This is a genomic window from Algorimicrobium algoritergicola, assembly GCF_008086165.1.
Taxonomy (GTDB): domain Bacteria; phylum Bacteroidota; class Bacteroidia; order Flavobacteriales; family Flavobacteriaceae; genus Algorimicrobium; species Algorimicrobium algoritergicola.
In genome coordinates this window covers 67,100-89,864 of sequence record NZ_VSKL01000001.1, presented here as the reverse complement: position 1 = coordinate 89,864, position 22,765 = coordinate 67,100, and the positions used below count along the sequence as shown (strand labels likewise).

Annotated in this window: 22 protein-coding genes and 1 tRNA gene; 18 read left to right on the top strand and 5 right to left on the bottom strand. The window is 34.1% G+C overall.

Annotated elements, in window-relative coordinates; all coding sequences use genetic code 11:
- Positions 1-42 precede the first annotated feature (42 nt).
- Genes ES675_RS00510 through ES675_RS00490 form a run of 5 tightly spaced genes read left to right on the top strand, consistent with a single transcriptional unit; the run spans position 43 to position 2,172 of the window.
- Positions 43-399, top strand: a complete 357-nt coding sequence (locus ES675_RS00510; RefSeq protein WP_231931291.1) for a rhodanese-like domain-containing protein — start codon at positions 43-45, stop codon at positions 397-399.
- Positions 390-668: a heavy-metal-associated domain-containing protein gene (locus ES675_RS00505; RefSeq protein ID WP_066252291.1), complete on the top strand. Its 279-nt coding sequence runs from the start codon at positions 390-392 to the stop codon at positions 666-668. The genes ES675_RS00510 and ES675_RS00505 overlap by 10 nt, the downstream gene beginning before the upstream one ends.
- Positions 658-1,281 (top strand): Tll0287-like domain-containing protein, encoded by a 624-nt coding sequence (locus ES675_RS00500; protein ID WP_082985922.1) that lies wholly within the window; start codon positions 658-660, stop codon positions 1,279-1,281. The genes ES675_RS00505 and ES675_RS00500 overlap by 11 nt, the downstream gene beginning before the upstream one ends.
- A 9-nt stretch (positions 1,282-1,290) precedes the next feature.
- Positions 1,291-1,587 carry a thioredoxin gene (gene trxA, locus ES675_RS00495; RefSeq protein ID WP_066252293.1) on the top strand — a complete coding sequence of 99 codons (297 nt, stop codon included), beginning with the start codon at positions 1,291-1,293 and terminating at the stop codon, positions 1,585-1,587.
- A gap of 3 nt (positions 1,588-1,590) precedes the next feature.
- A complete protein-coding gene (locus tag ES675_RS00490; protein ID WP_066252294.1) occupies positions 1,591-2,172 on the top strand; it encodes a methyltransferase domain-containing protein in 582 nt (193 codons plus the stop codon).
- On the opposite strand, the gene ES675_RS00485 is transcribed toward ES675_RS00490, so the two are convergent.
- The gene (locus ES675_RS00485; protein ID WP_066252296.1) at positions 2,173-3,057 is read right to left on the bottom strand and encodes a sterol desaturase family protein; all 885 of its coding nucleotides are present in this window, start codon (positions 3,055-3,057) and stop codon (positions 2,173-2,175) included. It abuts the gene before it with no gap.
- Positions 3,058-3,206: 149 nt separating this feature from the next.
- Here ES675_RS00485 and ES675_RS00480 point away from each other — a divergent pair, with 149 nt between their 5' ends.
- Both ES675_RS00480 and ES675_RS00475 read left to right on the top strand, forming a co-directional pair.
- A complete protein-coding gene (locus ES675_RS00480) occupies positions 3,207-3,764 on the top strand; it encodes a YeeE/YedE family protein (protein WP_066252298.1) in 558 nt (185 codons plus the stop codon).
- A gap of 3 nt (positions 3,765-3,767) precedes the next feature.
- Positions 3,768-4,181, top strand: a complete 414-nt coding sequence (locus ES675_RS00475) for a DUF6691 family protein (RefSeq protein WP_066252407.1) — start codon at positions 3,768-3,770, stop codon at positions 4,179-4,181.
- Positions 4,182-4,257: 76 nt separating this feature from the next.
- Here the strand turns inward: ES675_RS00475 and ES675_RS00470 are convergent, their stop codons facing one another.
- Entirely contained in the window at positions 4,258-5,619 is a 1,362-nt protein-coding gene (locus ES675_RS00470; RefSeq protein ID WP_066252300.1) for an acyl-CoA dehydrogenase family protein, read from the bottom strand.
- Between the two features lie 272 nt (positions 5,620-5,891).
- Positions 5,892-5,967 (bottom strand) — tRNA-Phe (locus ES675_RS00465).
- A 98-nt stretch (positions 5,968-6,065) separates the two neighbouring features.
- On the opposite strand from ES675_RS00465, the gene ES675_RS00460 reads away from it, so the two are divergent.
- The 7 genes from ES675_RS00460 (at position 6,066) to ES675_RS00430 (ending at position 13,877) form a co-directional block, all read left to right on the top strand.
- Positions 6,066-6,797 (top strand): type III pantothenate kinase, encoded by a 732-nt coding sequence (locus ES675_RS00460; RefSeq protein ID WP_066252303.1) that lies wholly within the window; start codon positions 6,066-6,068, stop codon positions 6,795-6,797.
- On the top strand, positions 6,794-8,107 hold the full coding sequence (locus ES675_RS00455; protein ID WP_066252305.1) for a hypothetical protein: 1,314 nt from the start codon (positions 6,794-6,796) through the stop codon (positions 8,105-8,107). The genes ES675_RS00460 and ES675_RS00455 overlap by 4 nt, the downstream gene beginning before the upstream one ends.
- On the top strand, positions 8,100-9,509 hold the full coding sequence (locus tag ES675_RS00450; protein WP_082985923.1) for a tetratricopeptide repeat protein: 1,410 nt from the start codon (positions 8,100-8,102) through the stop codon (positions 9,507-9,509). Before ES675_RS00455 ends, ES675_RS00450 begins: the two co-directional genes overlap by 8 nt.
- Positions 9,509-10,063 (top strand): LPS export ABC transporter periplasmic protein LptC, encoded by a 555-nt coding sequence (lptC, locus tag ES675_RS00445; RefSeq protein WP_066252307.1) that lies wholly within the window; start codon positions 9,509-9,511, stop codon positions 10,061-10,063. Before ES675_RS00450 ends, lptC begins: the two co-directional genes overlap by 1 nt.
- Positions 10,064-10,159: 96 nt before the next feature.
- Positions 10,160-10,351: a hypothetical protein gene (locus tag ES675_RS00440; protein ID WP_066252309.1), complete on the top strand. Its 192-nt coding sequence runs from the start codon at positions 10,160-10,162 to the stop codon at positions 10,349-10,351.
- A 3-nt stretch (positions 10,352-10,354) separates the two neighbouring features.
- A complete protein-coding gene (locus tag ES675_RS00435) occupies positions 10,355-11,653 on the top strand; it encodes a hemolysin family protein (RefSeq protein ID WP_066252312.1) in 1,299 nt (432 codons plus the stop codon).
- Positions 11,654-11,753: 100 nt separating this feature from the next.
- The gene (locus tag ES675_RS00430; protein ID WP_066252313.1) at positions 11,754-13,877 is read left to right on the top strand and encodes a peptidylprolyl isomerase; all 2,124 of its coding nucleotides are present in this window, start codon (positions 11,754-11,756) and stop codon (positions 13,875-13,877) included.
- A 191-nt stretch (positions 13,878-14,068) separates the two neighbouring features.
- On the opposite strand, the gene ES675_RS00425 is transcribed toward ES675_RS00430, so the two are convergent.
- Complete coding sequence (locus ES675_RS00425) at positions 14,069-15,031, bottom strand: GYDIA family GHMP kinase (RefSeq protein WP_317130530.1); 963 nt, start codon at positions 15,029-15,031, stop codon at positions 14,069-14,071.
- Complete coding sequence (locus ES675_RS00420) at positions 15,012-16,328, bottom strand: hydroxymethylglutaryl-CoA reductase, degradative (protein ID WP_066252315.1); 1,317 nt, start codon at positions 16,326-16,328, stop codon at positions 15,012-15,014. The genes ES675_RS00425 and ES675_RS00420 overlap by 20 nt, the downstream gene beginning before the upstream one ends.
- A gap of 137 nt (positions 16,329-16,465) precedes the next feature.
- Here ES675_RS00420 and ES675_RS00415 point away from each other — a divergent pair, with 137 nt between their 5' ends.
- From ES675_RS00415 to ES675_RS00400, 4 genes are all read left to right on the top strand, one after another.
- Positions 16,466-18,655, top strand: coding sequence for a S9 family peptidase (locus ES675_RS00415; RefSeq protein WP_066252316.1), 2,190 nt, complete (start codon positions 16,466-16,468; stop codon positions 18,653-18,655).
- Positions 18,656-18,707: 52 nt separating this feature from the next.
- Positions 18,708-20,276, top strand: a complete 1,569-nt coding sequence (locus tag ES675_RS00410; RefSeq protein ID WP_066252318.1) for a peptide MFS transporter — start codon at positions 18,708-18,710, stop codon at positions 20,274-20,276.
- Between the two features lie 65 nt (positions 20,277-20,341).
- Positions 20,342-22,129, top strand: coding sequence for a peptide MFS transporter (locus ES675_RS00405; RefSeq protein WP_066252320.1), 1,788 nt, complete (start codon positions 20,342-20,344; stop codon positions 22,127-22,129).
- Between the two features lie 87 nt (positions 22,130-22,216).
- A complete protein-coding gene (locus ES675_RS00400; protein WP_066252322.1) occupies positions 22,217-22,765 on the top strand; it encodes a thioredoxin family protein in 549 nt (182 codons plus the stop codon).

Sequence of the window (22,765 nt, the reverse complement as noted above, 5' to 3'; positions counted from 1 at the left end):
TTAAATATTCCTTGTAATTTTATAAACGAATTAAGAGTAAATATGAAACAAATATTAATCATTATGTCATTTATATCTATGCTGTTCGGAACAGCTCAAAACGATGCAATAAAAGTATTACCTGTTGAAGAATACAAAACACAAATAGAAAAAGGAAAGATTCAGTTAGTTGATGTTAGAACGCCTGATGAATATAATTCTGGACACATTAAGAATGCTGAAAATATTGATTTTTTTGCGACTAGTTTTGAAAGTCAATTTGAAAAATTTGACAAAGAAAAACCGCTTTATATCTATTGCAGAAGTGGTGCGCGAAGTAGAAAAGCGTCCAACAAATTGGCAGCTATGGGATTTACGGAGATTTATGATTTAAAAGGCGGTTATTTAAATTGGAAATAACACTCGAAATACAAAATTTAAAATGTGTTGGTTGTGCCCATACCATATCAACCAAGTTAGCAGGTATTGCAGGTATTGAAAACATATTAGTAGCAGTGGAATCTAACGAAGTGAGCTTTGATTATGCATCTGAAGCAGATTTAGTAGTTGCCAAACAAAAACTGAAATCTATAGGGTATCCAGAAATTGATACGGCTAATTCAGTGGTAACTAAAGCCCAGTCTTTTATAAGTTGTGCAACCGGAAAAATGGCAAATCATGAATCGTAAATATTATGTATTGGTTTTCGCATGGGCTGTATTTGTGAGTTGTGAAAATTCAGAAAAATCAGAACAGAAGGAAGCAGAAATTGAATTTGAGGAAACTCATAAAGCTTCTAAAGAAGAAATGACTTTAGAGCCTGAAAAATCCTATGCAGATATTGGGATGGAATATGCCATAAGTACGAAAGCCGCTTTGGGGAAAAATTTAATGGGCACGATTCAAAAACATGGTACGCTAGCAGCTGTTGAATTTTGTAATGTGGCCGCTTACCCGCTAACGGATAGTATGGCTGTAAAACACAATGCCCATATTAAGCGTGTTTCTGATAAACCAAGAAACCCAAGAAATCAAGCCAATGTGCTAGAAATTCAGCATATTGCAAAATTTAAAGAAGATTTTTTGTTAGGTATAAATCCAGATCCCATCGTTGAAGAAACATCAAATGGCATCAGATTTTATTATCCAATTGAAACCAATACTATGTGTTTGCAATGTCATGGAAAAGCGGTAGAACCAGAAGTGTATAAAAGTATTAAAGCTTTATATCCAAAAGACGAAGCTATTGGGTATATTGAAAATGAAGTACGTGGAATTTGGAGTATTTCGTTTGATAAATAAAATGTAGACATGAGCAATTTTTCAGAAATAATAAATAAAGACAAACCTGTTTTAGTCGATTTTTTTGCGGAATGGTGTGGGCCATGTAAAACTATGAGTCCAATTCTGAAAGAAGTAAAAGATAGCCTTGGTGAAGATGTCACTATTTTAAAAATAGACGTCGATAAAAATCAGCAATTAGCAGCCCAATTTAAAGTTCGTGGCGTACCAACGCTTATTCTCTATAAAAACGGAAAACAATTATGGAGACAATCTGGCTTAGCTTCTAAACGCGATTTGGTATCTTTAATTCAATCACATTTATAAGCTATGGATTTATCAGAAACATTTTGGGATTCACGGTATCAAAATCAAGATATAGGTTGGGATTTAGGCGAAGTGTCCTTGCCAATTAAAACGTATATAGATCAGTTAAAAGATACATCGCTTAAAATTCTCATTCCAGGAGCAGGAAATTCCTATGAAGCTGAATACTTGTTTCTAAATGGGTTTAAAAATGTATGTATAGCCGATTTGTCAAAAACAGCATTGGATAATTTTAAAAACCGTGTTCCAAGTTTTCCAGATGAAAATTTACTGCATATTAATGTTTTTGATATGAAGGAAACTTTCGATATAATTATTGAACAAACCTTTTTTTGTGCATTAAATCCAAACCTTCGTGAAGCGTACGCTAAAAAAATGCACAGCTTATTAAATCCGAATGGAAAGTTGGTTGGTTTATTATTTGATAAGCCGTTGTTTACAGAAAGACCACCATTTGGAGGTTCTAAAGCGGAATACGTCACCTATTTTAAGTCGTATTTTGATTTTGATATTTTTGAAGCTAGCTATAATTCTATGACAAGTCGGGAGGATAGCGAACTGTTTATTAAGCTTCTAAAAAAGTAGTTAAGCTTGTTTTTCCTTCTTAGAGAAACCATATCTCATCTGTCCTAAAAACGTACTTGGCATGGAGTCATCGCCTTCATAGCCTAATTCAATGGTTCCACTGTCTTCGGGAATGTAATTCGTTTTAAAAATATAATCCCAAACACTCAAACTGATTCCGTAATTCATGCCAAATTGTTTGCCTTCTGGTAAATTGTATGCATGATGGTACAAATGCATCACTGGGTTATTCAATATATATTTTAATGGACCATAAGTAATTTTAATATTTGAATGATTAAAGTGACCAATAGAAATAGCAATGAAATGCACGATGTAAGCTTGTTCCGGTTCAAAGCCACCGAGAATCATAACACCAAAAATCTTTAATGGCTTATATAGGACATTTTCCATCCAATGGTAACGCAAATGCGCAGCAAAGCCCATTTCTTTTACGCTATGGTGCACTTGATGAAAACGCCAAAGCACTTCAAAACGATGTAGTAAAACATGTGTAAACCATTGAACAAAATCTAAAACGATAAAGAATACGAGTAACTGTAACCACATTGGCCAAGGACTTATGTCTATTAATGCTAAACTAGTCATGGAAATACCTAAATCAGCAAAAGCGACTTCTAAAAAACTATAAACACCACTAATAATAATAGCGAAAATAAAGAAGTTGAAAAACATATAAAATGCATCCAGCCAGAAATCTTTCCTGAAAATGGCTTGGTTTTTTCGCCATGGAAATAGAATTTCTAATCCCCAAACCAGTAATGAAATGACAATTAATCCCCAAAAATAATTGGTGTACCAAGGCACTTCAAAAATAATGGAATTCCAAGTCCAATCTAGTGTTCCTAAAACAGCGTCCTTAAAGGCGTTAATATAATTCCACATAGCAGTTTATTGTTTAGCAAAGTTACTGAAGAAATTGCAAATAGGTGCAAAGTTAGTTTTGTGAACTACCAAAGTCTGTAACGAATGTTACAAAGGATTTAGTTTCTTGAACATTTATCTGTTTATTTGCAAAAAAATAAACACAAAACATGGCATTTATTCTTGAACCTTGGCCTTGGTATTTCTCTGGCTTTATGATTGCATTAGTAATGTTTCTGCTCGTTATGGTAGATAAACGTTTCGGAATGTCTTCTAACCTCCGCACACTTTGTAGTATGGTAGGCGCTGGAAAGCGTACAGATTTTTTCAATTTCGATTGGAAATCCCAACGTTGGAATTTAATCGTCGTTATTGGAGCTGTCATTGGTGGCTTTATTGCTTCGGAATATTTATCACCTAACGATACAGTGGCTATCAGTAATCAAACCGTCGCAGACTTAAATGCTTTAGGGTTTGATAGTGCTGGAACAAGCTATATGCCAACTGAATTGTTTGGAAATGATGTTTTTACGGATGTAAAAGGATTGTTAGTTTTAATTATTGGTGGTTTTTTAGTCGGATTTGGAGCGCGTTATGCTGGAGGTTGTACTTCTGGTCATGCTATTTCTGGTTTGAGTAATTTACAATTGCCTTCATTAATTGCGGTTGTTGGTTTCTTTTTAGGAGGCTTGATAATGGTTCATGTAGTATTCCCTTTAATTTTTTAAATGATGAGAACAGGTATATATTTAGTAATAGGTGTCATTTTTGGAATCACCATGTTTAAATCGGAAGCGGCGTCATGGTTTCGTATTTTTGAAATGTTTCAATTCCAGTCTTTTCACATGTATGGCATTATAGGTGTGGCATTAAGTCTAGGTTTGTTGATGACGTTTGTTATAAAACGCTTCAAAATTAAATCGTTTTACGGTAAAACGCTTCAGTTTGAAGCAAAAGAAAGTGGCTTTAAGCGTTACCTAATTGGTGGAACACTTTTTGGATTAGGTTGGGCATTGGCGGGTGCTTGTCCAGGGCCTATGTATGTTTTGGTAGGTGCAGGTTATTGGCCAATCTTGGTGGTTATTGCTTCGGCTATTTTAGGGACGTACGTATATGGAGTTCTTAAAGATAAGTTGCCGCATTAATTTGAGAGAAGCATATCTATACTAAAAAACCCCGAACGTGATGTTTGGAGTTTTTAGTTTTAATAAATCTATAGTTTTAAACAAACGCACTATAACCAGTAATGGCTCGACCAACAATTAAGGAGTTAATTTCTTTAGTGCCTTCATAGGAATAAATAGCTTCGGCATCGGCAACAAAGCGTGCCACGTCATATTCTAATAAAATACCGTTTCCGCCCATAACTTCACGCGCGCGACTTACCACATCTCGAGTTCGCATGGAACAAAATACTTTGGCTAATGAGGCGTGTTCGTCTGTTAGTAAACCTTGGTCTTGTAATTCGGATAGTCTGTAAACCATAGCTTTCATAGCTGTTAGGTTGGCGAGCATTTCCACTAAATGATTTTGGATTAACTGAAACTTGGCAATCGGTTTTCCGAACTGCTCACGCTTTTTGGTGTATTTTAAGGCGCTTTCATAGGCGCCACGCGCACAACCTAAAGCTTGCCAAGCAACACCTGCTCGTGTCATTCGTAATACTTTGGCGGTATCTTTAAACGAATTGGCTTTTTGAAGTCGATCGCTTTCTGGGATTTTGCAATCGGTAATCGTAATTAGGGCATTTTGAACGGTTCGCAATGCCATTTTATTTTCAATTTTTTCAGCCTTATATCCGGGATTACCTTTGCGCATCAAGAAACCTTTGGCTTGATTGTCGTCCACATCTCTGGCCCAAATAATAATAACATCGGCAAAGGTGGCGTTTCCTATCCATTTTTTCGCACCGTTTAAAACCCACGTATCACCGACTTTCTGACACGTTGTTTCCATGCCGCCGGCAACACCGCTGCCCACGTTTGGTTCTGTTAAGCCAAAAGCACCAATGGCCTCCATTTTTTGCATTTTTGGTAGCCATTCTTGTTTTTGTTCTTCACTACCACAGAGATAAATAGAACCCATAGCAAGCCCGCTGTGAACACCGAAAAAGGTAGAGATGGAAACGTCTACACGTGCTAATTCCTCGGCAATAATACCTTCCATAATAAAAGGTAAGTTAGGGCATCCGTAACCTTCAAAAGCAACACCGCAAATGTTTAACGCCGCTAATTTGGGTATAATTTCCATGGGAAATTCGGCCTTATTCCAATAATAATTGGCAATAGGTTCTATTTCTGTTTCCATGAAACTGCGAACTTTTAGTTGGATTTCGCGCTGTTCTTGGGTGAGTTTTAAGTCGTAATCATAAAAATCGCCATCAATAGGCGGTAGGTTGTGTTGTCCTTTTTTTGCTTTTTCAGTAAGCATTTTCATTAAACCTTTAAGTTGAGCGTCATCTAACTCACCAACAGATTTCATAATTTTAGGTAAATCTATCTTTTCTGAAATTTCACCTAATTCGGCAAAATCTATATGCTTCATTAGATGAGTAATTTGCTTGATTTTTTTAAAAAGTTCCATTCGTGCGTTTTAAATGCTCTGCCATTTTTTTAAAATAAAATAGATGATGCAAAGCGGTTTTAAGGTGTTTCAAGATAACTAAAACTGTTGTATGGTTTTAGCTGCATACATGAAATTTTTAATTCTGCAGAATTAAAATGATACATGAAAGTGATGAGGTTTTCGGGAATTTTCTAAATCAATATGTTTTATGAAGACTTTGGTTAGGCTCTAAACGAATATTCAAAACCTTATAAAACCAAAAAACCCAATCTTTTCAGATTGGGTTTTGGTGGTGGTGCCTCCAGGAATCGAACCAGGGACACAAGGATTTTCAGTCCTTTGCTCTACCAACTGAGCTAAGGCACCAGCGCTAAATGCGGTTGCAAATATAACTTGTTTTTATTATTCACCAAAAGAAAATTTATAAAAAATCGTTTTGTATTTTTACATCCTTAAATTATCCTATGAATTTAATAATAGATGTTGGCAATACATCCGTGAAAATAGCTGTATTTCAAGTGGATGAGCTTCTTGAAAAAGTAACTTGCTCATTAGAGGAGTTTGAAATTAATTTTGAAAATCTCCTAAAAAAATACCCTAGAATCAGTAAATCCATCGTTTCATCGGTTGGATTGTTGTCCAATTTGCAATTGGATACTATTAAAAAACGGCTACATGTTCTGGTTTTAAACGCAGAAATACCGTTGCCTTTTATTAATGATTATAAAACACCGCATACGTTAGGTGTCGATAGGATAGCATTGGTTAGCGCTGCGGTTAAAAAATACCCAAATCAAAATATACTTATAATTGATGCAGGTACTTGTGTAACTTATGATTTTATTACGAATCAAAATCAGTATCTAGGTGGTGCAATTTCTCCCGGAATTAGATTACGATATACATCCTTAAATAATTTAACAGCAAACTTACCGTTATTAACTAAAGAAGTTCCTGAAATGATAATTGGTAACACCACAAATTCAGCCATTCATTCAGGTGTTATTTATGGTGTTTTATTTGAAATTGATGGTGTTATTCAGACTTATAAAGAAAAATATTCAGATTTAACAGTTATTTTAACAGGAGGAGACATTAATTTTTTGTCTAAACAATTAAAAAGTAGCATATTTGCCCATTCTAATTTCTTATTAGAAGGATTAAACCACATTTTACAATATAATTCAAACGAATGATTAAAAAACTGGTATTAGTTTTTATTGCTGTATTTGCAATTAAAAGTTATGCGCAAGATGGTACAGCTTCACCCTATTCCTTTTATGGAATTGGGAGCTTGAAATTTAAAGGTACCGTGGAAAACAGAAGTATGGGAGGCATAAGTATTTATACAGATAGTATTCACCTTAACCTAAAAAACCCAGCAGCATACGGAAGTAAAAATTTAGCTGTTTATGGAAACGAAAATAGACCTGTTATATTTTCGGTAGCAGGATCACATTCGCGTTTAAAGCTTAAAAGTGATTCTGGAGAAGATAAATTAAAATCGTCAACCTTCGATTATCTATCTATGAGTATTCCACTTGGAAGGCTTGGAGTTGGCTTTGGGTTAATTCCATACACATCCGTTGGATATAAATTGGAAACCAGAAATAGCGATTTAAGTTTAAATGAACGTTTTCGAGGTGAAGGTGGTGTAAACAGAACATATCTATCCGCTGGTTACTACATTAATAAAAACTTCAGTGTTGGTGTTGATGTTAATTATAACTTCGGAAATATTAAAAATAGCACGATTGTTTTTGATTATGATCCAGATGATGGTACCATTCTACAATATCAATCGCAAGAAACAAACCGATCAGATTTAAGTGGTATTAGTCTTAATTTTGGACTGACCTATAAAGCTATGGTTACTGATGATTTAGAGCTGCAATCAGGTTTTACGTTTACACCAGAAACCAGATTAAAATCGCGTAACGAACGATCTTTTGGTAGTATTCTTTTTAATCCAGATACAAATATTGAATTCCCTGTTGATACTATTGATGCTGATTTAGCGGCACAAGGTTTAGATGAAACGGAGTTTATTTTACCTTCAAAAATATCATTGGGTGCAGGTATTGGGCAACCAAGAATTTGGTTTGTTGGTGCTGAATATACGTTCCAAAATACCAAAAATTTTAAAAATGAACTCTATGGTTATACCGGAGTTGACTATTCCAATAGCTCAACTTTAGCACTTGGTGGGTTTATTATTCCAAAGTATAATTCTTTTTCAAGTTACTTAAGCCGAGTGGTTTATAGGGCTGGATTACGCTTTGAGTCGTCTGGGTTAAACATAAATAATACCTCCATTGATGAGTTTGGCATGTCTTTTGGGTTAGGATTACCAGTAGGAAACGATTTCTTCTCAAATGCTAACATTGGTTTTGAATACGGAAAGCGTGGAACAACAAATAGTAATTTAATACAAGAGAACTTTTTTAACTTTAGTTTGAGTTTATCCTTAAACGACAGATGGTTCCAAAAGAAAAGATATGATTAACACTTTTACCATGAATATTATGAAAACGAAAATCACATTATTAGCTGTAGTGCTATTTTTAGGCTTTCAAGTTGCCCACGCGCAACAGAACGAGGAATGTATGACGAAATTGTCTATTTTTTCTGAATATGCCAAAGCAAAAAATTATGATGCTGCTTTTGAACCTTGGATGTATGTTCGTACAAATTGTCCAAAACTACACAAAGCTATTTATAGTCAAGGTGCTGATATTTTAGAGCATAAAATTGACAAAGCAACAGGTGCTGAAAAAGTAAATTTTATTAAAGATTTATCTAAATTATACGAAGAGCGTCAAGCTAATTTTGCTAGTGATTCGCCAGTTGGTGAGTTTCAAACAAAATCTTGTCAGTTACAATATGATAACAGAGAGGTTTTAGGTTTGTCAGATTTAGAACTATATAATTGTTTTGATGCAGCCTTTAAAGCAGATAAAGAAAATTTCACAAATCCTAAATCATTATACACGTATTTTTCTTTAATGGTAGATTTGTATGACGTACAATCTAAAACTGCTGCGGAATTATTTGATAAATATGATGATGTTGCTGAAAAAATTCAAACAGAAGTTGGTAATTATTCAGAGAAATTAAACGTTATCATTGAAAAAGAAGAAGCAGGTACGGATTTAACTAGAAAAGAATCCAGTTACCAAAGATCTTACGAAAGTTATTTAAAGGCATACGATCAAGTATCAAGTGCTGTTGATAAGAAATTAGGAGATCGCGCAAATTGTGAAAACTTAATTCCATTGTACGAAAAAGGTTTTGAAGATAATAAAACGGATGCACAATGGTTACAACGTGCCGCTGGTAAAATGTCTGAAAAAGAATGTACAGACGATCCAATGTTCTTTAAATTAGTAAACGCATACCATGAAATAAGCCCATCGGCCAATTCCGCTTACTATTTAGGGATCTTAAAAGATAAAGAAGGTAAAGTAAATGAAGCGTTAGCGTTTTATGAGCAAGCTGTAGGTTTAGAAACTGATAAATTCAAAAAAGCGAGACTTAATGAAAGAATTGGCGATAAACTTAAAAATAAAGGACACTATGGAAGTGCTCGTGAGTACTATATGAAGTCATTGAGATTAAACCCTTCAAACGGTCGTCCTCACTTACGTATTGCATCTATGTATAATGCAAGTGCTAACGATTGTGGAGATAGTAATTTTAACAAGCGTGCTGTATTCTGGTTAGCTGCTGACGAAGCTGAAAAAGCTGGTCGTGTAGATCCAACATTAAAAAGTGCAGCTGCGCAAACAGCTACTAGTTATAGAGCAAAAGCGCCACAAAAATCAGAAATTTTCCAATCATCAAAACAAGGACAGAAAATTAATATTGGCTGTTGGATTGGAAGATCTGTTACAGTGCCTTCACTTTAATGATTAGTGTTAAAAACCATATAAACAAAACCATAGTTTTAGCCTTTGCTTTGACTATGGTTTTTTCTTGTAAAAATAATTTTGAGGACGTAAAAAAAATTGGTATTTCTGAAAATGCACCTATTGGTGTTGCAGAAAATATGAATTTAAAATATACAGATTCCGGTCGTGTAACTGCTGTTTTGCGCAGTCCTAAAATGTTAGACTTCTCTAATAGAGATTTTCCTTTTTCAGAATTCCCTGATACAGTTGAATTGGATTTATTTGATGAGGATAATAAAAAAAGTACCATTACTGCGGATTATGCCATTGTGTATGATAAAACAGGGCTGATTGATATGCAAGGCAATGTGGTGTTGGCATCGCATAAAAATGACACCTTATATGCTGACCAATTATATTATGACCAAAATAGAGAGTGGTTGTTCACAAATCAACCTGTTACTTTTAGAACTGGAACAGATATTATAAATGGGAAGGGTTTTGATTCGGATGTAAAGTTCACAAAAGCTCAAGTACTAGAAACAGATGGTCTAATTAGTGTAGACGAATAGATCAGTATAAAAATATAATGTAAACCTCATGATTTTTAAACGCATGAGGTTTTTTTATTTACCTTTGTTTTTAATAAACAATTCAAACCTATCAAGATGAAAATCTTTAAATTTTTTCAGTACGCCTATTTAATTTTTGCTATTCTATTTATTTATGTAGCTGCGCAAAAATATATGGAAAACGAAGTGATAGATTATGCTTCCATACTATTAGCTGCTGCTGCTATTTTTATGTTTTTCTTTAGAAAAAAATTCAATAAACGCTTTGAGGAAAGAGACCGCAAATAGCCTATGAATCCAGATGTCATTATTATAATTGCATCCTTAATCCTTTCTGCTTTCTTTTCAGGTATGGAAATTGCCTATGTGTCTTCCAATAAAATTCACATTGAAATAGAAAAAAAGCAAAATGGTTTACTGGCTAAAATATTATCTAAATTAACGGTAAAACCCTCCAAGTTTATTGCTACCATGCTTATTGGTAATAATATAGCCTTAGTAGTTTATGGGTTTTTTATGGGTGATTTATTAGTGGAATGGTTTCAAGGTATGCTGGCATTGTCTGATTCCAATTCCGCTATTTTAAATTACTTGTTGGTAGATTTTAGTCTGCTAACCCAAACAGTTATTTCAACACTTATCATATTAATAACAGCAGAATTTCTACCCAAAGTATTTTTTCAAATTTATGCTAATTCCTTGCTTAAATTATTGGCTATTCCAGCCTATATCTTTTACGTGCTATTTTCATGGATAAGCGATTTTATTATCTGGATTACCGATTTTGTTCTTAAAAAATTCTTTAAAACCGAAGGCGATCAAGTGCAACTGGCATTTACCAAAATAGAACTCGGTCATTATATTAGTGAGCAAATGGAATCGGCAGAACCGCATGATGATGTGGATACGGAGATTCAAATATTTCAAAATGCTTTGGAGTTTTCGGAAGTAAAAGCACGCGAAGTCATGGTGCCTAGAACAGAGATTATTGCTGTTGATGTTACTGAATCACTGAAAACTATTAACGGGAAATTTACCGATACAGGAATTACAAAAATATTAGTTTATAAAGGGAACATAGATGAAATAATAGGATATGCCCATTCTTTTGAACTATTTAAAAAACCAAAAACGCTTAAATCCATAATAAGACCTGTTGAATTCGTGCCAGAAACCATGTTGATTAAAGATGTTTTAAGTGCTTTAATTAAAAAACGTAAGAGTATTGCCGTTGTTTTAGACGAATATGGTGGTACTTCTGGTATTATGACGGTTGAAGATATTGTTGAAGAACTCTTTGGTGAAATTGAAGATGAACATGATACTGTTGTATTAACAGAAGAGAAAATTGACGACGAAAATTATATTTTTTCTGCTAGATTTGAGGTGGATTATCTGAATGAAACCTATAAGATAAATCTGCCAGATAGTGAGAACTACGAGACTTTAGGAGGTTTAATTGTAGACTTTACCGAAGGTATTCCAGAGAAAGATGAAGTGGTTATAATGGCAGACTTTCAGTTTACTATTTTGGAAGTTTCTAACACAAAAATCGATTTAGTCAAACTTAAAATTCTTGAAGAAGACTAATTTCCCGACAATTAAAATAATTAATGCGAAATTCTCCTTTTATTATTAAATAGAAAATGGTATTTTCGCGCACTATATCGTAAAAAATTTAAATGTACAGATGGCAGTTTTAAATAAAATTAGACAACGCTCACTATTCCTGATATTAATAATTGCATTAGCATTATTTTCATTCGTATTATCAGATTTATTCAGAAACAGTGATGCGCTTTCAGCAAAATCTCAAAACGTTGTTGCTACCATAAATGGTAAAGATATCACACGTGAGGATTTCTTAATGAAAGTAGAAAATGCAACCCAACAAATGGGCGGTCAAGCTACACAAACCCAAGTAATGAATCGTGTTTGGGAACAAGAAGTTCGTAATGCTGTGTTGGAAAATCAATTCGAAAAATTAGGAATTAGCGTTGAAAGAGATCAAATGCGTGATATTTTACGTACTAATTTAGCAACTAACCCAGATTTTCAAAATGAAGCTGGACTTTTTGATGATAATAAATTAACAGAATACATTGCTAATTTAAAAGCAACGTCTGCAGTAGCCTATCAACAATGGATTGACTACGAAAATTCTATTTCCGTAAATGCTTTACAACAAAACTACTTTAACATGGTTAAAGCGGGTATGATTGGAACGCTTGCCGAAGGTAAATTGGAACACCAATTAGAAGGTGATAAAGCTGATGTTAAATTTGTGCAAGTTCCGTTTTCTTCAATAGCAGATAGTACGATTACAGTTTCTAAAGCAGAAATTGAAACGTACATGAAAAAACACAGAAAAGACTACGAGGTAGAGGAGTCTAGAGATTTACAGTATGTGCAGTTTAAAGAAGAAGCTTCAGTTGAAGATATTCAAGACCTTGAAAATGAAATTGCCAAGTACAAAACAGATCGTGCTGAATTTGTAAATGGTAGAACTGATACAATTCAAGCATTCTCTAAGGTTAAAAACAATGAGAATTACATCAACTTTGTTGCAAATTCTGAAGTGAAGTTCGATAATCGTTTTATTTTAAAAACGGCTTTACCTGAAGCGGTTGCCGATACTATTTTTAATATGAATGTTGGTGATGTTTATGGTCCTTATAAAGACAACGGGTTAGTTAAGTTAACAAAAATGATTGCTGTAACGCAGTTGCCAGACTCGGTAAAAGCAAGACATATATTAATTCCGTTTGTAGGGTCACGCTCTCAATCTGAGACCACAACTCAAACAGAAGTTGAAGCTAAAAAAACAGCTGATAGTTTAATGACGGTTATAAAAGCAGATAAGAAAAAGTTTGTTTCGTTATTAGATTTTTCTGCTGATACCGTAAGTAATGAAAAAGAAGGTGTTTTAGATTGGTTTACTTACAATTCTATGGTTCCTGAATTTAGAGATTTTGCTTTTGAAAACGAAGAAGGCACTGTGGGTGTTGTAAAATCGGATTTTGGTTTTCATGTTATTGAAATATTAGGTCAGAAAAACAAGCAACGTGCTGTTAAGATTGGAACAATTGCTAGAAATGTTGAGCCATCAGAACAAACAGTTAACAATGTGTTTAGAAATGCCTCTAACTTTGAAATCAGTCTAGAAAAAGGTGATTTAACAGATTTGGCTAAAGAAAAGGATTATGTAGTTCGTCCAGTAAACACTATTAAAGTATTAGATGAAACTATTCCAGGTTTAGGAAATCAACGTGCTATTACGCGTTGGGCTTTTGAAGATGCTACTGAAGTAGGTAATTACAAACGTTTCAATGTGCCAGGTGGTTATGCTATTGTGCAGTTGGTTGCAAAAAATAAGGCAGGTTTAATGAAGTCTGAAGATGCTTCAGTTACAGCTTTACCAGCAATCCGCAAGCAAAAGAAAGCAGAGCAAATTAGAAGTAGAGTTTCTGCTACAACATTAGAAGATTTAGCAAAAGCTGAAAATACATCAGTACGTTCTGCATTAGCAATTAATATGAAAACACCAACTATTTCTGGAGCAGGAAGTGAGCCAAAAGTTGTTGGTTATGCATTTGGAATGAAAGAAGGTCAGACTTCAAAATTAATTGAAGGAGAAAAAGGTATGTATATGATTCGTGTTGAGAAATTAACACCAGCTACAGAATTAGATAATTATCAAGGTCTTGCTAATCAAGTGCAAGTGGCTAAAGTTAATTCAGTAAATTCTAAATTATATCCTGCGCTTAAAGATGCTTCAGAAATTGAAGATAATAGAGCAAAAACAGTACAATAATTTAGTTGTATTTTTTATATAACGAAAAGGCTTTACAATTTGTAAAGCCTTTTTTGTTTTTATAGAATTAAGTTGTGATGTTTTAGAAGCATCATATTTGTGTTACACGGTAAATTGAACTCGTTTCAGTTGCACATAATCCTACAGAAAATAAATTTATGTTTTAATACGTGTCGTGAATATTGATCTAATTATAAAATCAAGTCTTGATACTTAATAAGTGTATGATACCCTTTCGCTTTAAAATAGCGTTCAGGGTTTTCTGTAGATGACACTAAAACAAAATCGCCACCCCAAGCACCAAGGCTTTTTAATTCGCCAGGAAAGTCTGAAAACAAACGCGCTTTAACAGTTGGTTGCTGAATTAGTTTTGAAATAATTTCTTCATGAGTATGCAATAGCAGATTGAATTCTGAAATAGTTTCACAAGCAATCATCTGATTGGTAATCGTATTTATTTCTGAAATAGCATCCGTATTATTTTTAGATGCTTGCCTGTAATTAGCAATACCATCACGACTATTTTGCTTTTGGTTTAAATACACAAAATACAAATGCTCCTTAAATTTTGGATTAAAATGAACGGGATTTACGTCCCTGTTTTTATTGTGTAATTGATAGGATATGGCTGTGTCATGTTGCGCGCATGCTATATCATAACCACTGCCTCCAAAGGTTTTATCTAATAGTTGATATGGATTCACATCGGCCCAATTCGCTATATTATTCAGTAAGGTAGAAGAGGAGCCAAGGCCCCAATTTCGTGGGAATGTTAAGTGGCTTTCAACTGTGTAGCCTGAATTTAAAAATTTTGGATTTAATACTTTTGTTTCTTGAAGAATCTGAATTAATCGTTCTGAAATAGGATTATTGCGGTTGTTACTAATGATGTTGTTTTCAGAAATAGTAATGCTGTCTTTAAACCAAACCATTCCTTTTTCATTTGTACTTTTCCATTCAATAGTATTTGTATCTATGGGTTTTACAATTAACGATTGACCGTATTTAGTAGGTAAAGCAAGTGAAAGCGCACCATCTAAAACCACGTATTCACCAGTTAGTAATAATTTGCCATTGCTATAAAAACGTGTCATGCTTTGTATGTAATCTTTTTTAGGATAAATTCTGTCTACCTTATTTTCGTAAGTTTTCAATAGCTTCAACTACCGCTCGATGGGTTACCACATGCGTTTTAAAATGATGAATAATCTGTGCTTTTTCATCTGAAGTCGCATCAAACTGATTCAAGATATTCATTAAATGCATTTTCATATGCCCTTCCTGAATCCCCGTTGTTGTTAAAGAGCGCAATGCGGCAAAATTCTGTGCTAATCCAGCCACAGCTACTATTTGCATGAGTTCTTTAGCGTTAGGTTTGTGTAATAATTCCATGGCAAATTTCACCAAAGGATGCAAGCCTGTAAGTCCACCAACGGTTCCAAGTGCTAAAGGGATTTCCATCCAAAAGGTGAAGATGCCATTTTCAATTTTAGCATGTGTTAAACTTCGGTATTGTCCATCTCGAGATGCATAGGCGTGAACGCCAGCTTCCACGGCACGAAAATCATTGCCGGTTGCCAATACAACGGCATCAATTCCATTCATGATACCTTTATTATGGGTTACTGCCCGATACGGTTCAATTTCAGCAATCTTAACGGCTTGAATAAATTTTTGAGCAAAGGCTTCCGAGTCGATATTTTTATCATCTGATAAATCGGAAACAGGACAAGATACTTCCGCACGCACCAAACAATTTGGTACATAATTAGAGAGAATACTCATGACAATTTCAATCTGCTTTTCAGTGTCGGTAAAATTTTGAAAAAGCAAAGCTTCACGTTTAAAAGTGTTTGCAAACTGTTCTAAACAGGAATTAATAAAATTTGCTCCCATAGCATCTAACGTTTCAAACGTAGCGTGAAGTTGGTAATAACCGGATAAATCTGTTGTTTTATTACGGAGTTCAATATCCAAAATCCCACCACCACGTTTTTCCATATTCAGTGTTATGGATTTTGCGTCTGCCAATATTTTAGATTTTACCTGTTCAAAAAATGATTGGAGTGTTTCGGGATTTCCATGAAACATAAAATGCACCTGACCAATTTTAGTAGTCGATAAAACGGTTGCCTTAAAACCACCTCTCTCCAACCAAAATTTTGCTGCTTTACTTGCTGCTGCAACTACTGAACTTTCCTCAATAGCCATAGGAATGGTGTGTAATTTTCCGTTAATAAGGAAGTTTGGTGCCACGCCTAATGGTAAATAATAATTGGTAATGGTGTTTTCAATAAATTCATCGTGAAGCTGTTGTAGCTTTTGGTCTGAATTCCAATATTGTTTTAGCGTTTCTTTGGCATCTTCTGGATTCGTAAAATAGGTATCAACTATCCAATTGATTTTTTCGGATTTTGAGAATTTAGAAAAGCCTGATATGGGTGTATTCATTTAGATTTTGTTCAAAACGTAAAGATACTATTATTGTGTGAGTTCTGCATGTCAAGGCTATTTAACTGTTAATAAATACGGTTTTTTGCTTATTTTTTAGTAAACTTGACATTAATTTATCTATAACATTATTTTTAATGAGATTTACAAAACAACTTCTGTTAGTTTGCTTTATAACAAGCCTATTTTCAACGGCTCAAAATAATAAAATTTCACTTGAAGACATCTGGTCTGGCACCTTTAGAACTGAACGCATGGATGCTTTGCATTCCATGAATAATGGTCAGCAATATTCTGTATTGAATTTTGATCGTGCTTCGGGCTCTACAACCATAGATGTTTATGATTATAAAACCTTAAATAAGGAAAATACGTTAGTGAATTCTGCTAATTTAGAAGCGGTAAAATATTTTACAGATTACACCTTTAGTGATGATGAAAGTCAAATACTCTTAGCTACAGACGTTGAGTCTATTTTTAGACGTTCAACCCTTGGGAAATATTTTATATATGATACCAAAACAAAACAATTAGAATTAGTAGCTGAAGAAAAAATTCAAGAACCAACTTTTTCTCCTGATGGAACCAAATTAGCTTATGGTTACAATAATAATCTGTTTGTTAAAGATTTAAAAACAGGAAATACCCAACAAATTACTTTTGATGGTGAGAAAAATAAAATTATTAACGGAATCACGGATTGGGTTTACGAAGAAGAATTTGGCTTTGTTCGTGCTTTTGAGTGGAATGCGGGAAGTAACAAAATAGCCTTTATTCGTTTTGATGAAACGGATGTTCCAGAATTTTCAATGGATGTGTACGGGCAGGATTTATACCAAACACAAAACGTATTTAAATATCCAAAAGCTGGTGAAGCGAATGCCATCGTATCCTTACATATTTTTGATATGAATGCCGTAAAATCTGCTGAAGTAAAAGTAAATAAGGCCTATACCGATTTTTATATTCCACGAATAGAATGGACCAATAATCCAGATATTTTAAGTGCGCAATATATGAACAGACATCAAGATGAATTGGATTTGTGGTTTGTTAATGCACAAGCAAATACAGCTAACTTGGTTTTAGAAGATCGTGATAAAGCCTATGTGGATGTAACAGATAACTTAACCTTTTTAGAAGATCATAGCTTTATTTGGACCAGTGAAAAAGCTGGCTACAACCACATTTACCATTATGATGAAACTGGAAAATTAATCAGCCAAATTACCAAAGGGAATTGGGAAGTAACCAATTACTATGGTTTTGATGCCAAGAATAAAACCATATTTTATCAATCAACAGAAAATGGTTCTATCAATCGCGATGTGTATTCTATTAAATTAAACGGTCGTGATAAAACCCGATTATCTGCAAATGATGGAACAAATAGCGCTGCCTTTAGTGCTGATTTTTCGTATTTCATCAAAACCTTTTCAAGTGCAACTACAGCGCCAGTTTATACATTAAATAATGCCAAGAATGGTAAGCAAATCAAATTAATAAAAGACAATACAGAGCTTCAAAATAAGTTGAAAGGATACCAAATGTCTGAAAAAGAATTTTCAACAATTGCTGTCAACGGCAACGATTTGAATATGTGGATGGTTAAGCCTGCTAATTTTGATCCAGCCAAATCCTATCCATTATTTATGTTCCAATATTCTGGACCTGGTTCGCAAAGTGTTTCCAATACTTGGAGTAATGCGAATGACTATTGGTATCAGTATTTAGCTCAAAAAGGCTATATCATTGCTTGTGTTGATGGACGCGGAACTGGATATAAAGGCGCCGAATTTAAAAAAGTAACCCAAAAAGAACTCGGAAAATACGAACTAGAAGATCAGATAGATGCGGCTAAAAAGTTAGGCGTAGAATCGTACATTGATGCATCGCGAATTGGTATTTGGGGTTGGAGTTATGGTGGTTTTATGAGTAGCAACGCTTTATTTAAAGGGAACGAAGTGTTTAAAATGGCTATTGCAGTAGCACCTGTTACAAGCTGGCGTTTTTACGATTCTATTTATACAGAACGTTATATGACAACGCCTCAAGAAAATCCAAGTGGTTATGATGAAAACTCACCAATTAACCACGTAGATAAACTGAAAGGCGATTTTCTATTAATTCACGGAACAGGTGATGATAACGTGCATGTTCAAAATACCATGCGTATGGTGGAAGCATTAATCCAAGCTGACAAACAATTTGAATGGATGATTTATCCAGATAAAAATCACGGTATCTACGGTGGAAATACACGCTTACATTTATATAAGAAAATGACAAATTTTATTGACCAAACTTTGGGAGATAAGATGGAATAACAAAGTATGAAGTCTTTGTGAATAATGCAATAAACTAACTAAAATAAAATTTATGTCAACAGCAATTAAACAGGCGCATCAAAAAGAATTATTTGGTCATCCTGTAGGTCTATATGTTTTGTTCTTTACAGAAATGTGGGAGCGCTTTTCGTATTATGGAATGCGCGCATTATTAACACTTTATTTAGTGCAAAAGACAACTGCCGATAATCCGGGACTTGGCTGGTTAGATTCTGAATCTATTATGTTATATGGATGGTATACCATGTTGGTTTATGTTATGTCTATACCCGGAGGAATCCTTGCCGATAAAGTTTTCGGTCAAAAGAAAGCGGTTCTTTATGGTGCATTAATACTTGTAGCAGGTCATGGTATTTTAGCTTTTGATGAAATGTGGGCGTTTTATACCGGTTTAGGTCTCATTATTTTAGGAGTAGGTTTATTGAAGCCTAATATTTCAACTATGGTCGGAGGTCTTTATAAGCAAGGTGATATTAGACGTGATAAAGGGTTTAGTATTTTTTATATTGGTATTAATTTAGGTTCATTGCTTGCCACATTTATTGTTGGATATGTAGGAGAGAAAATAGGATGGCATTATGGTTTTGGACTTGCAGGAATTGCCATGCTTTTTGGTTTAATGGTGTATTTATACGGTCAGAAGTTTTTAGTGAATGTTGGCAATAAGCCAACGCAAGAAGAGAAAAATAACGATGTTTCTATTACTAAATTATTGATGGGATTATTTAATTCACCTGTCAACCTAGCAATCGTGGTTATAATTATGGCATACGCTGTGTATGCGGGCTTCACTTATGATGGAGTTGATAGTTGGGGTTATACGGCACTTTATATTTTTATAGCGGTTGTGGCTGGAATTATGATGATGATTTATAAAAATTTGGAAACACAAGTTTCTAAAGATAGATACCTTGTCCTGTTACTTTCGTTTTTAATAGTCATTGTATTTTGGGGTGCTTTTGAGCAAGCCGGTGGATTGATGAGTATTTATACAAAAACTAACACCGATCGCATGTTGTTTGGTTGGGAAATTCCAGCAACATGGTTTCAAGGTTTAAATGCAGGATTTATTATCATATTTGCAACACTAGTTGCAGGTTATTGGGCCAAACGTAAATTAAAAGGAAAAGAAGCATCCTCACTCTTTAAAATGGCGGTTGGAACTATGATTATGGGACTTGGTTTCGTTTTTATGATTTTTGCTGCTGCAGAATTTAATGCTGAAGGTAGCTCTGCTATGCATTGGTTAGTATTAGCGTATTTGTTCCATACTATTGGAGAATTATGCTCATCACCTGTAGCACTATCTTTTATTACAAAATTAGCCCCTGTAAAATATGCATCTTTAATGATGGGTGTTTACTTTGCTGCTACAGGATTAGGTAATAAAGTAGCTGGAGTTATTGGTGAATCGGCATCTGAATTTGGTGAATATGCTATCTTCTCAGGAATTGCTATTTTTACGGTGATTTTTGGTTTATTGGTAATTTTATTATTGAAACCACTAAAACGTTTAACACATGGTGCTGAAGATAATGAACGCATTATGCGTGTTGAAGAAACAGAAGGCTTTGAATTAGGCGAAGAAACAAAACAATAATATTTGAAATCACTTTGGTGAAAAATATCATTTGGAATTTATTCCTTAACTAAATTAACTTTTTTATGAATACTGATATTGAAAATTTATTTAAAGACAAGGTAATTGGTCATCCGGCAGGATTATTTGTCATCTTCTTTACTGAAATGTGGGAGCGTTTTTCTTTCTATGGAATGCGAATCCTTTTAATTTTGTTTTTAACGGCACCTTTAATTGGTGGCAATGCAGGTTGGGGATGGACTAGCGAAAATGCTTTATCTTTAATTGGTACGTATGGTTCCTTGCTATACCTTACGCCAATTCTTGGTGGATGGATTGCAGATAACTATACGGGATATCGGGTAGCTGTTGTAATTGGTTGCTTACTTATGACTTTAGGTCACGCAGCTATGGCTTTTGAAACGACGAGTACATTTTATATAGGTTTAGGTCTTTTAATTGTAGGAACTGGATTCTTTAAGCCCAACATGACTTCTATGATTTCTGATATGTATAAAGGTAAAGAGTCTAAAAAAGATGGGGCTTATACTATTTATTACATGGGTGTAAATGCAGGTGCTTTCTTCGGAATGATGCTTTGTGGTTATTTAGCCGAAAATTATGGTTGGAGCTATGGATTTGGATTAGCTGGAATATTCATGCTATTAGGTTTAGTTCAATTTTGGTTAGCAAAAGATCTTTTTGGAAGAATTGGTGGAAAGCCATCTGGAGTTCATGAAGTAGAGTTGCCTCAAAATATTAATGAGGAAAGTCCAAAGGAACACGATACGTCTCCAGTAGCTAAAGAAAAACTGAATCCATTTACAATGTTTGATAAAGTTTTAATTCTTTTATCTTCTGTTGGAGGATTATTGTACTTATTTAATGACCCATTAGAAAAAATTGAGAATACTAATTTACTGCCTTTCACAGTAGGTAATATGAGCGGTTCTAATTTTGTGGTACTTTCAGCATTAATTTTATTTCTAATTTTATTAGTTACTAGAATTTCACGCTATTTGCCAATCGTTAGAGATCGTATTATTGCAGTTTCTATTTTTGGAGTTTTCACCGTATTTTTCTTTGCATTCTTTGAACAAGCATTGGGATCTATGACCTTATTTGCAAGAGACTATACAGATAGAAGTTTAGTTGGTAATTCAGCCATGATATTCAAAATTGTTGATTTGCTGTTAACAACGGTTCCATTAATGATTATTACTTGGGTCCTTATTCTTTTAGCTAAAAAAACATATAAAAAAATAGGCTTATCTAATGTTTTCTTGGCCATTTCATTTATAGGTTTATGGATTTTGGTGATTTTTAGATTGGTAGATAAATTTTCACAGGATGGAAACGAGGTTGACGCTTCTTGGTTTGGGATTCTTAATTCTTTCTTTATTATAACATTAGCACCGCTATTTTCTAAATGGTGGGAAAGTAAATACAATCCAAGTGCCGCCATGAAATATGGTATTGGGTTAATTTTGTTAGGACTTGGTTTTGCATTCTTATCATACGGCACAGGCGATGTCCCTCAAGGAGCCAAAACAGCTTCTGTAAGCATGATATTCCTAATTGTAGCCTTTCTATTCCATACTATGGGAGAATTGTGCATTTCGCCTGTAGGCTTGTCTTATTTAAGTAAATTGGTTCCTGGTAGAATGATTGGTTTTATGTTTGGAATTTGGTATTTGGCTATTGCCATTGGCCAAAAAGCTGCAGGAAAAATGGGAGGAATGATTGACTCTATAAGCGAGCAATACTCATTAAGTATTTTCTTTTTAATATTTACTTTAGTTCCTTTAGGAGTTGGTGTTATATCCATGCTTCTTAACCCATTGCTTAAAAAATTAATGCATGGTGTTCGTTAATCGAAATAATTGTTAAAATTTCATACAAAACACGCCTTTTTGGCGTGTTTTTTGTAAGTTCGAATCATATATTACAACAAATAGAACATGAGAAATTTATTTTACACTTTATTACTGGTTGTCGGGTTTTCGGCAGTAGGCGTAGCGCAAGAAATTAATTGGGTAACCCTAGAGGAAGCTGTAGAACTTCAAAAGAAAAAACCTAAAAAAATTATGATGGATATGTACACCAACTGGTGCGGTCCTTGTAAAATGTTAGATAAAAACACTTTTCAAAATAAAGACGTTGCTGACTATGTCAACAAACATTATTATGCGGTTAAATTTAATGCCGAAGGTAATGAAACTGTTAACTTTAAAGGAAAAACGTATACGAATCCAGGTTATGATCCAGCAAAAGCTAACAAGCGTAATTCAGGTCATGAATTAGCGCGTTATTTTAGTATTCGGTCGTATCCAACTATTATATATTTGGATGAAGCCGGTAGTTTGTTAGCACCAATTATTGGATATCAAACACCACAGCAATTGGAACTGTATCTCAAAGTGTTTAAAAATAATGAGCATAACAATTTTAAAACACAGCAAGATTTTCAAGCATTTGCAAAAGAATTTAAGCCAGAGTTTACAAACTAA

Bases quoted from the DNA above. Each gene is read 5' to 3' on its own strand.
- ES675_RS00470 (WP_066252300.1), bottom strand. From the start codon at position 5,619: ATGGAACTTTTTAAAAAAATCAAGCAAATTACTCATCTAATGAAGCAT.
- ES675_RS00420 (WP_066252315.1), bottom strand. From the start codon at position 16,328: ATGAATACACCCATATCAGGCTTTTCTAAATTCTCAAAATCCGAAAAA.
- ES675_RS00460 (WP_066252303.1), top strand. From the start codon at position 6,066: ATGAATTTAATAATAGATGTTGGCAATACATCCGTGAAAATAGCTGTA.
- ES675_RS00450 (WP_082985923.1), top strand. From the start codon at position 8,100: ATGATTAACACTTTTACCATGAATATTATGAAAACGAAAATCACATTA.
- ES675_RS00440 (WP_066252309.1), top strand. From the start codon at position 10,160: ATGAAAATCTTTAAATTTTTTCAGTACGCCTATTTAATTTTTGCTATT.
- ES675_RS00405 (WP_066252320.1), top strand. From the start codon at position 20,342: ATGAATACTGATATTGAAAATTTATTTAAAGACAAGGTAATTGGTCAT.
- ES675_RS00400 (WP_066252322.1), top strand. From the start codon at position 22,217: ATGAGAAATTTATTTTACACTTTATTACTGGTTGTCGGGTTTTCGGCA.
- ES675_RS00475 (WP_066252407.1), top strand. From the start codon at position 3,768: ATGAGAACAGGTATATATTTAGTAATAGGTGTCATTTTTGGAATCACC.
- ES675_RS00455 (WP_066252305.1), top strand. From the start codon at position 6,794: ATGATTAAAAAACTGGTATTAGTTTTTATTGCTGTATTTGCAATTAAA.
- ES675_RS00435 (WP_066252312.1), top strand. From the start codon at position 10,355: ATGAATCCAGATGTCATTATTATAATTGCATCCTTAATCCTTTCTGCT.
- ES675_RS00490 (WP_066252294.1), top strand. From the start codon at position 1,591: ATGGATTTATCAGAAACATTTTGGGATTCACGGTATCAAAATCAAGAT.
- ES675_RS00410 (WP_066252318.1), top strand. From the start codon at position 18,708: ATGTCAACAGCAATTAAACAGGCGCATCAAAAAGAATTATTTGGTCAT.
- ES675_RS00430 (WP_066252313.1), top strand. From the start codon at position 11,754: ATGGCAGTTTTAAATAAAATTAGACAACGCTCACTATTCCTGATATTA.
- ES675_RS00500 (WP_082985922.1), top strand. From the start codon at position 658: ATGAATCGTAAATATTATGTATTGGTTTTCGCATGGGCTGTATTTGTG.
- ES675_RS00485 (WP_066252296.1), bottom strand. From the start codon at position 3,057: ATGTGGAATTATATTAACGCCTTTAAGGACGCTGTTTTAGGAACACTA.
- lptC (WP_066252307.1), top strand. From the start codon at position 9,509: ATGATTAGTGTTAAAAACCATATAAACAAAACCATAGTTTTAGCCTTT.
- ES675_RS00480 (WP_066252298.1), top strand. From the start codon at position 3,207: ATGGCATTTATTCTTGAACCTTGGCCTTGGTATTTCTCTGGCTTTATG.
- trxA (WP_066252293.1), top strand. From the start codon at position 1,291: ATGAGCAATTTTTCAGAAATAATAAATAAAGACAAACCTGTTTTAGTC.
- ES675_RS00415 (WP_066252316.1), top strand. From the start codon at position 16,466: ATGAGATTTACAAAACAACTTCTGTTAGTTTGCTTTATAACAAGCCTA.
- ES675_RS00510 (WP_231931291.1), top strand. From the start codon at position 43: ATGAAACAAATATTAATCATTATGTCATTTATATCTATGCTGTTCGGA.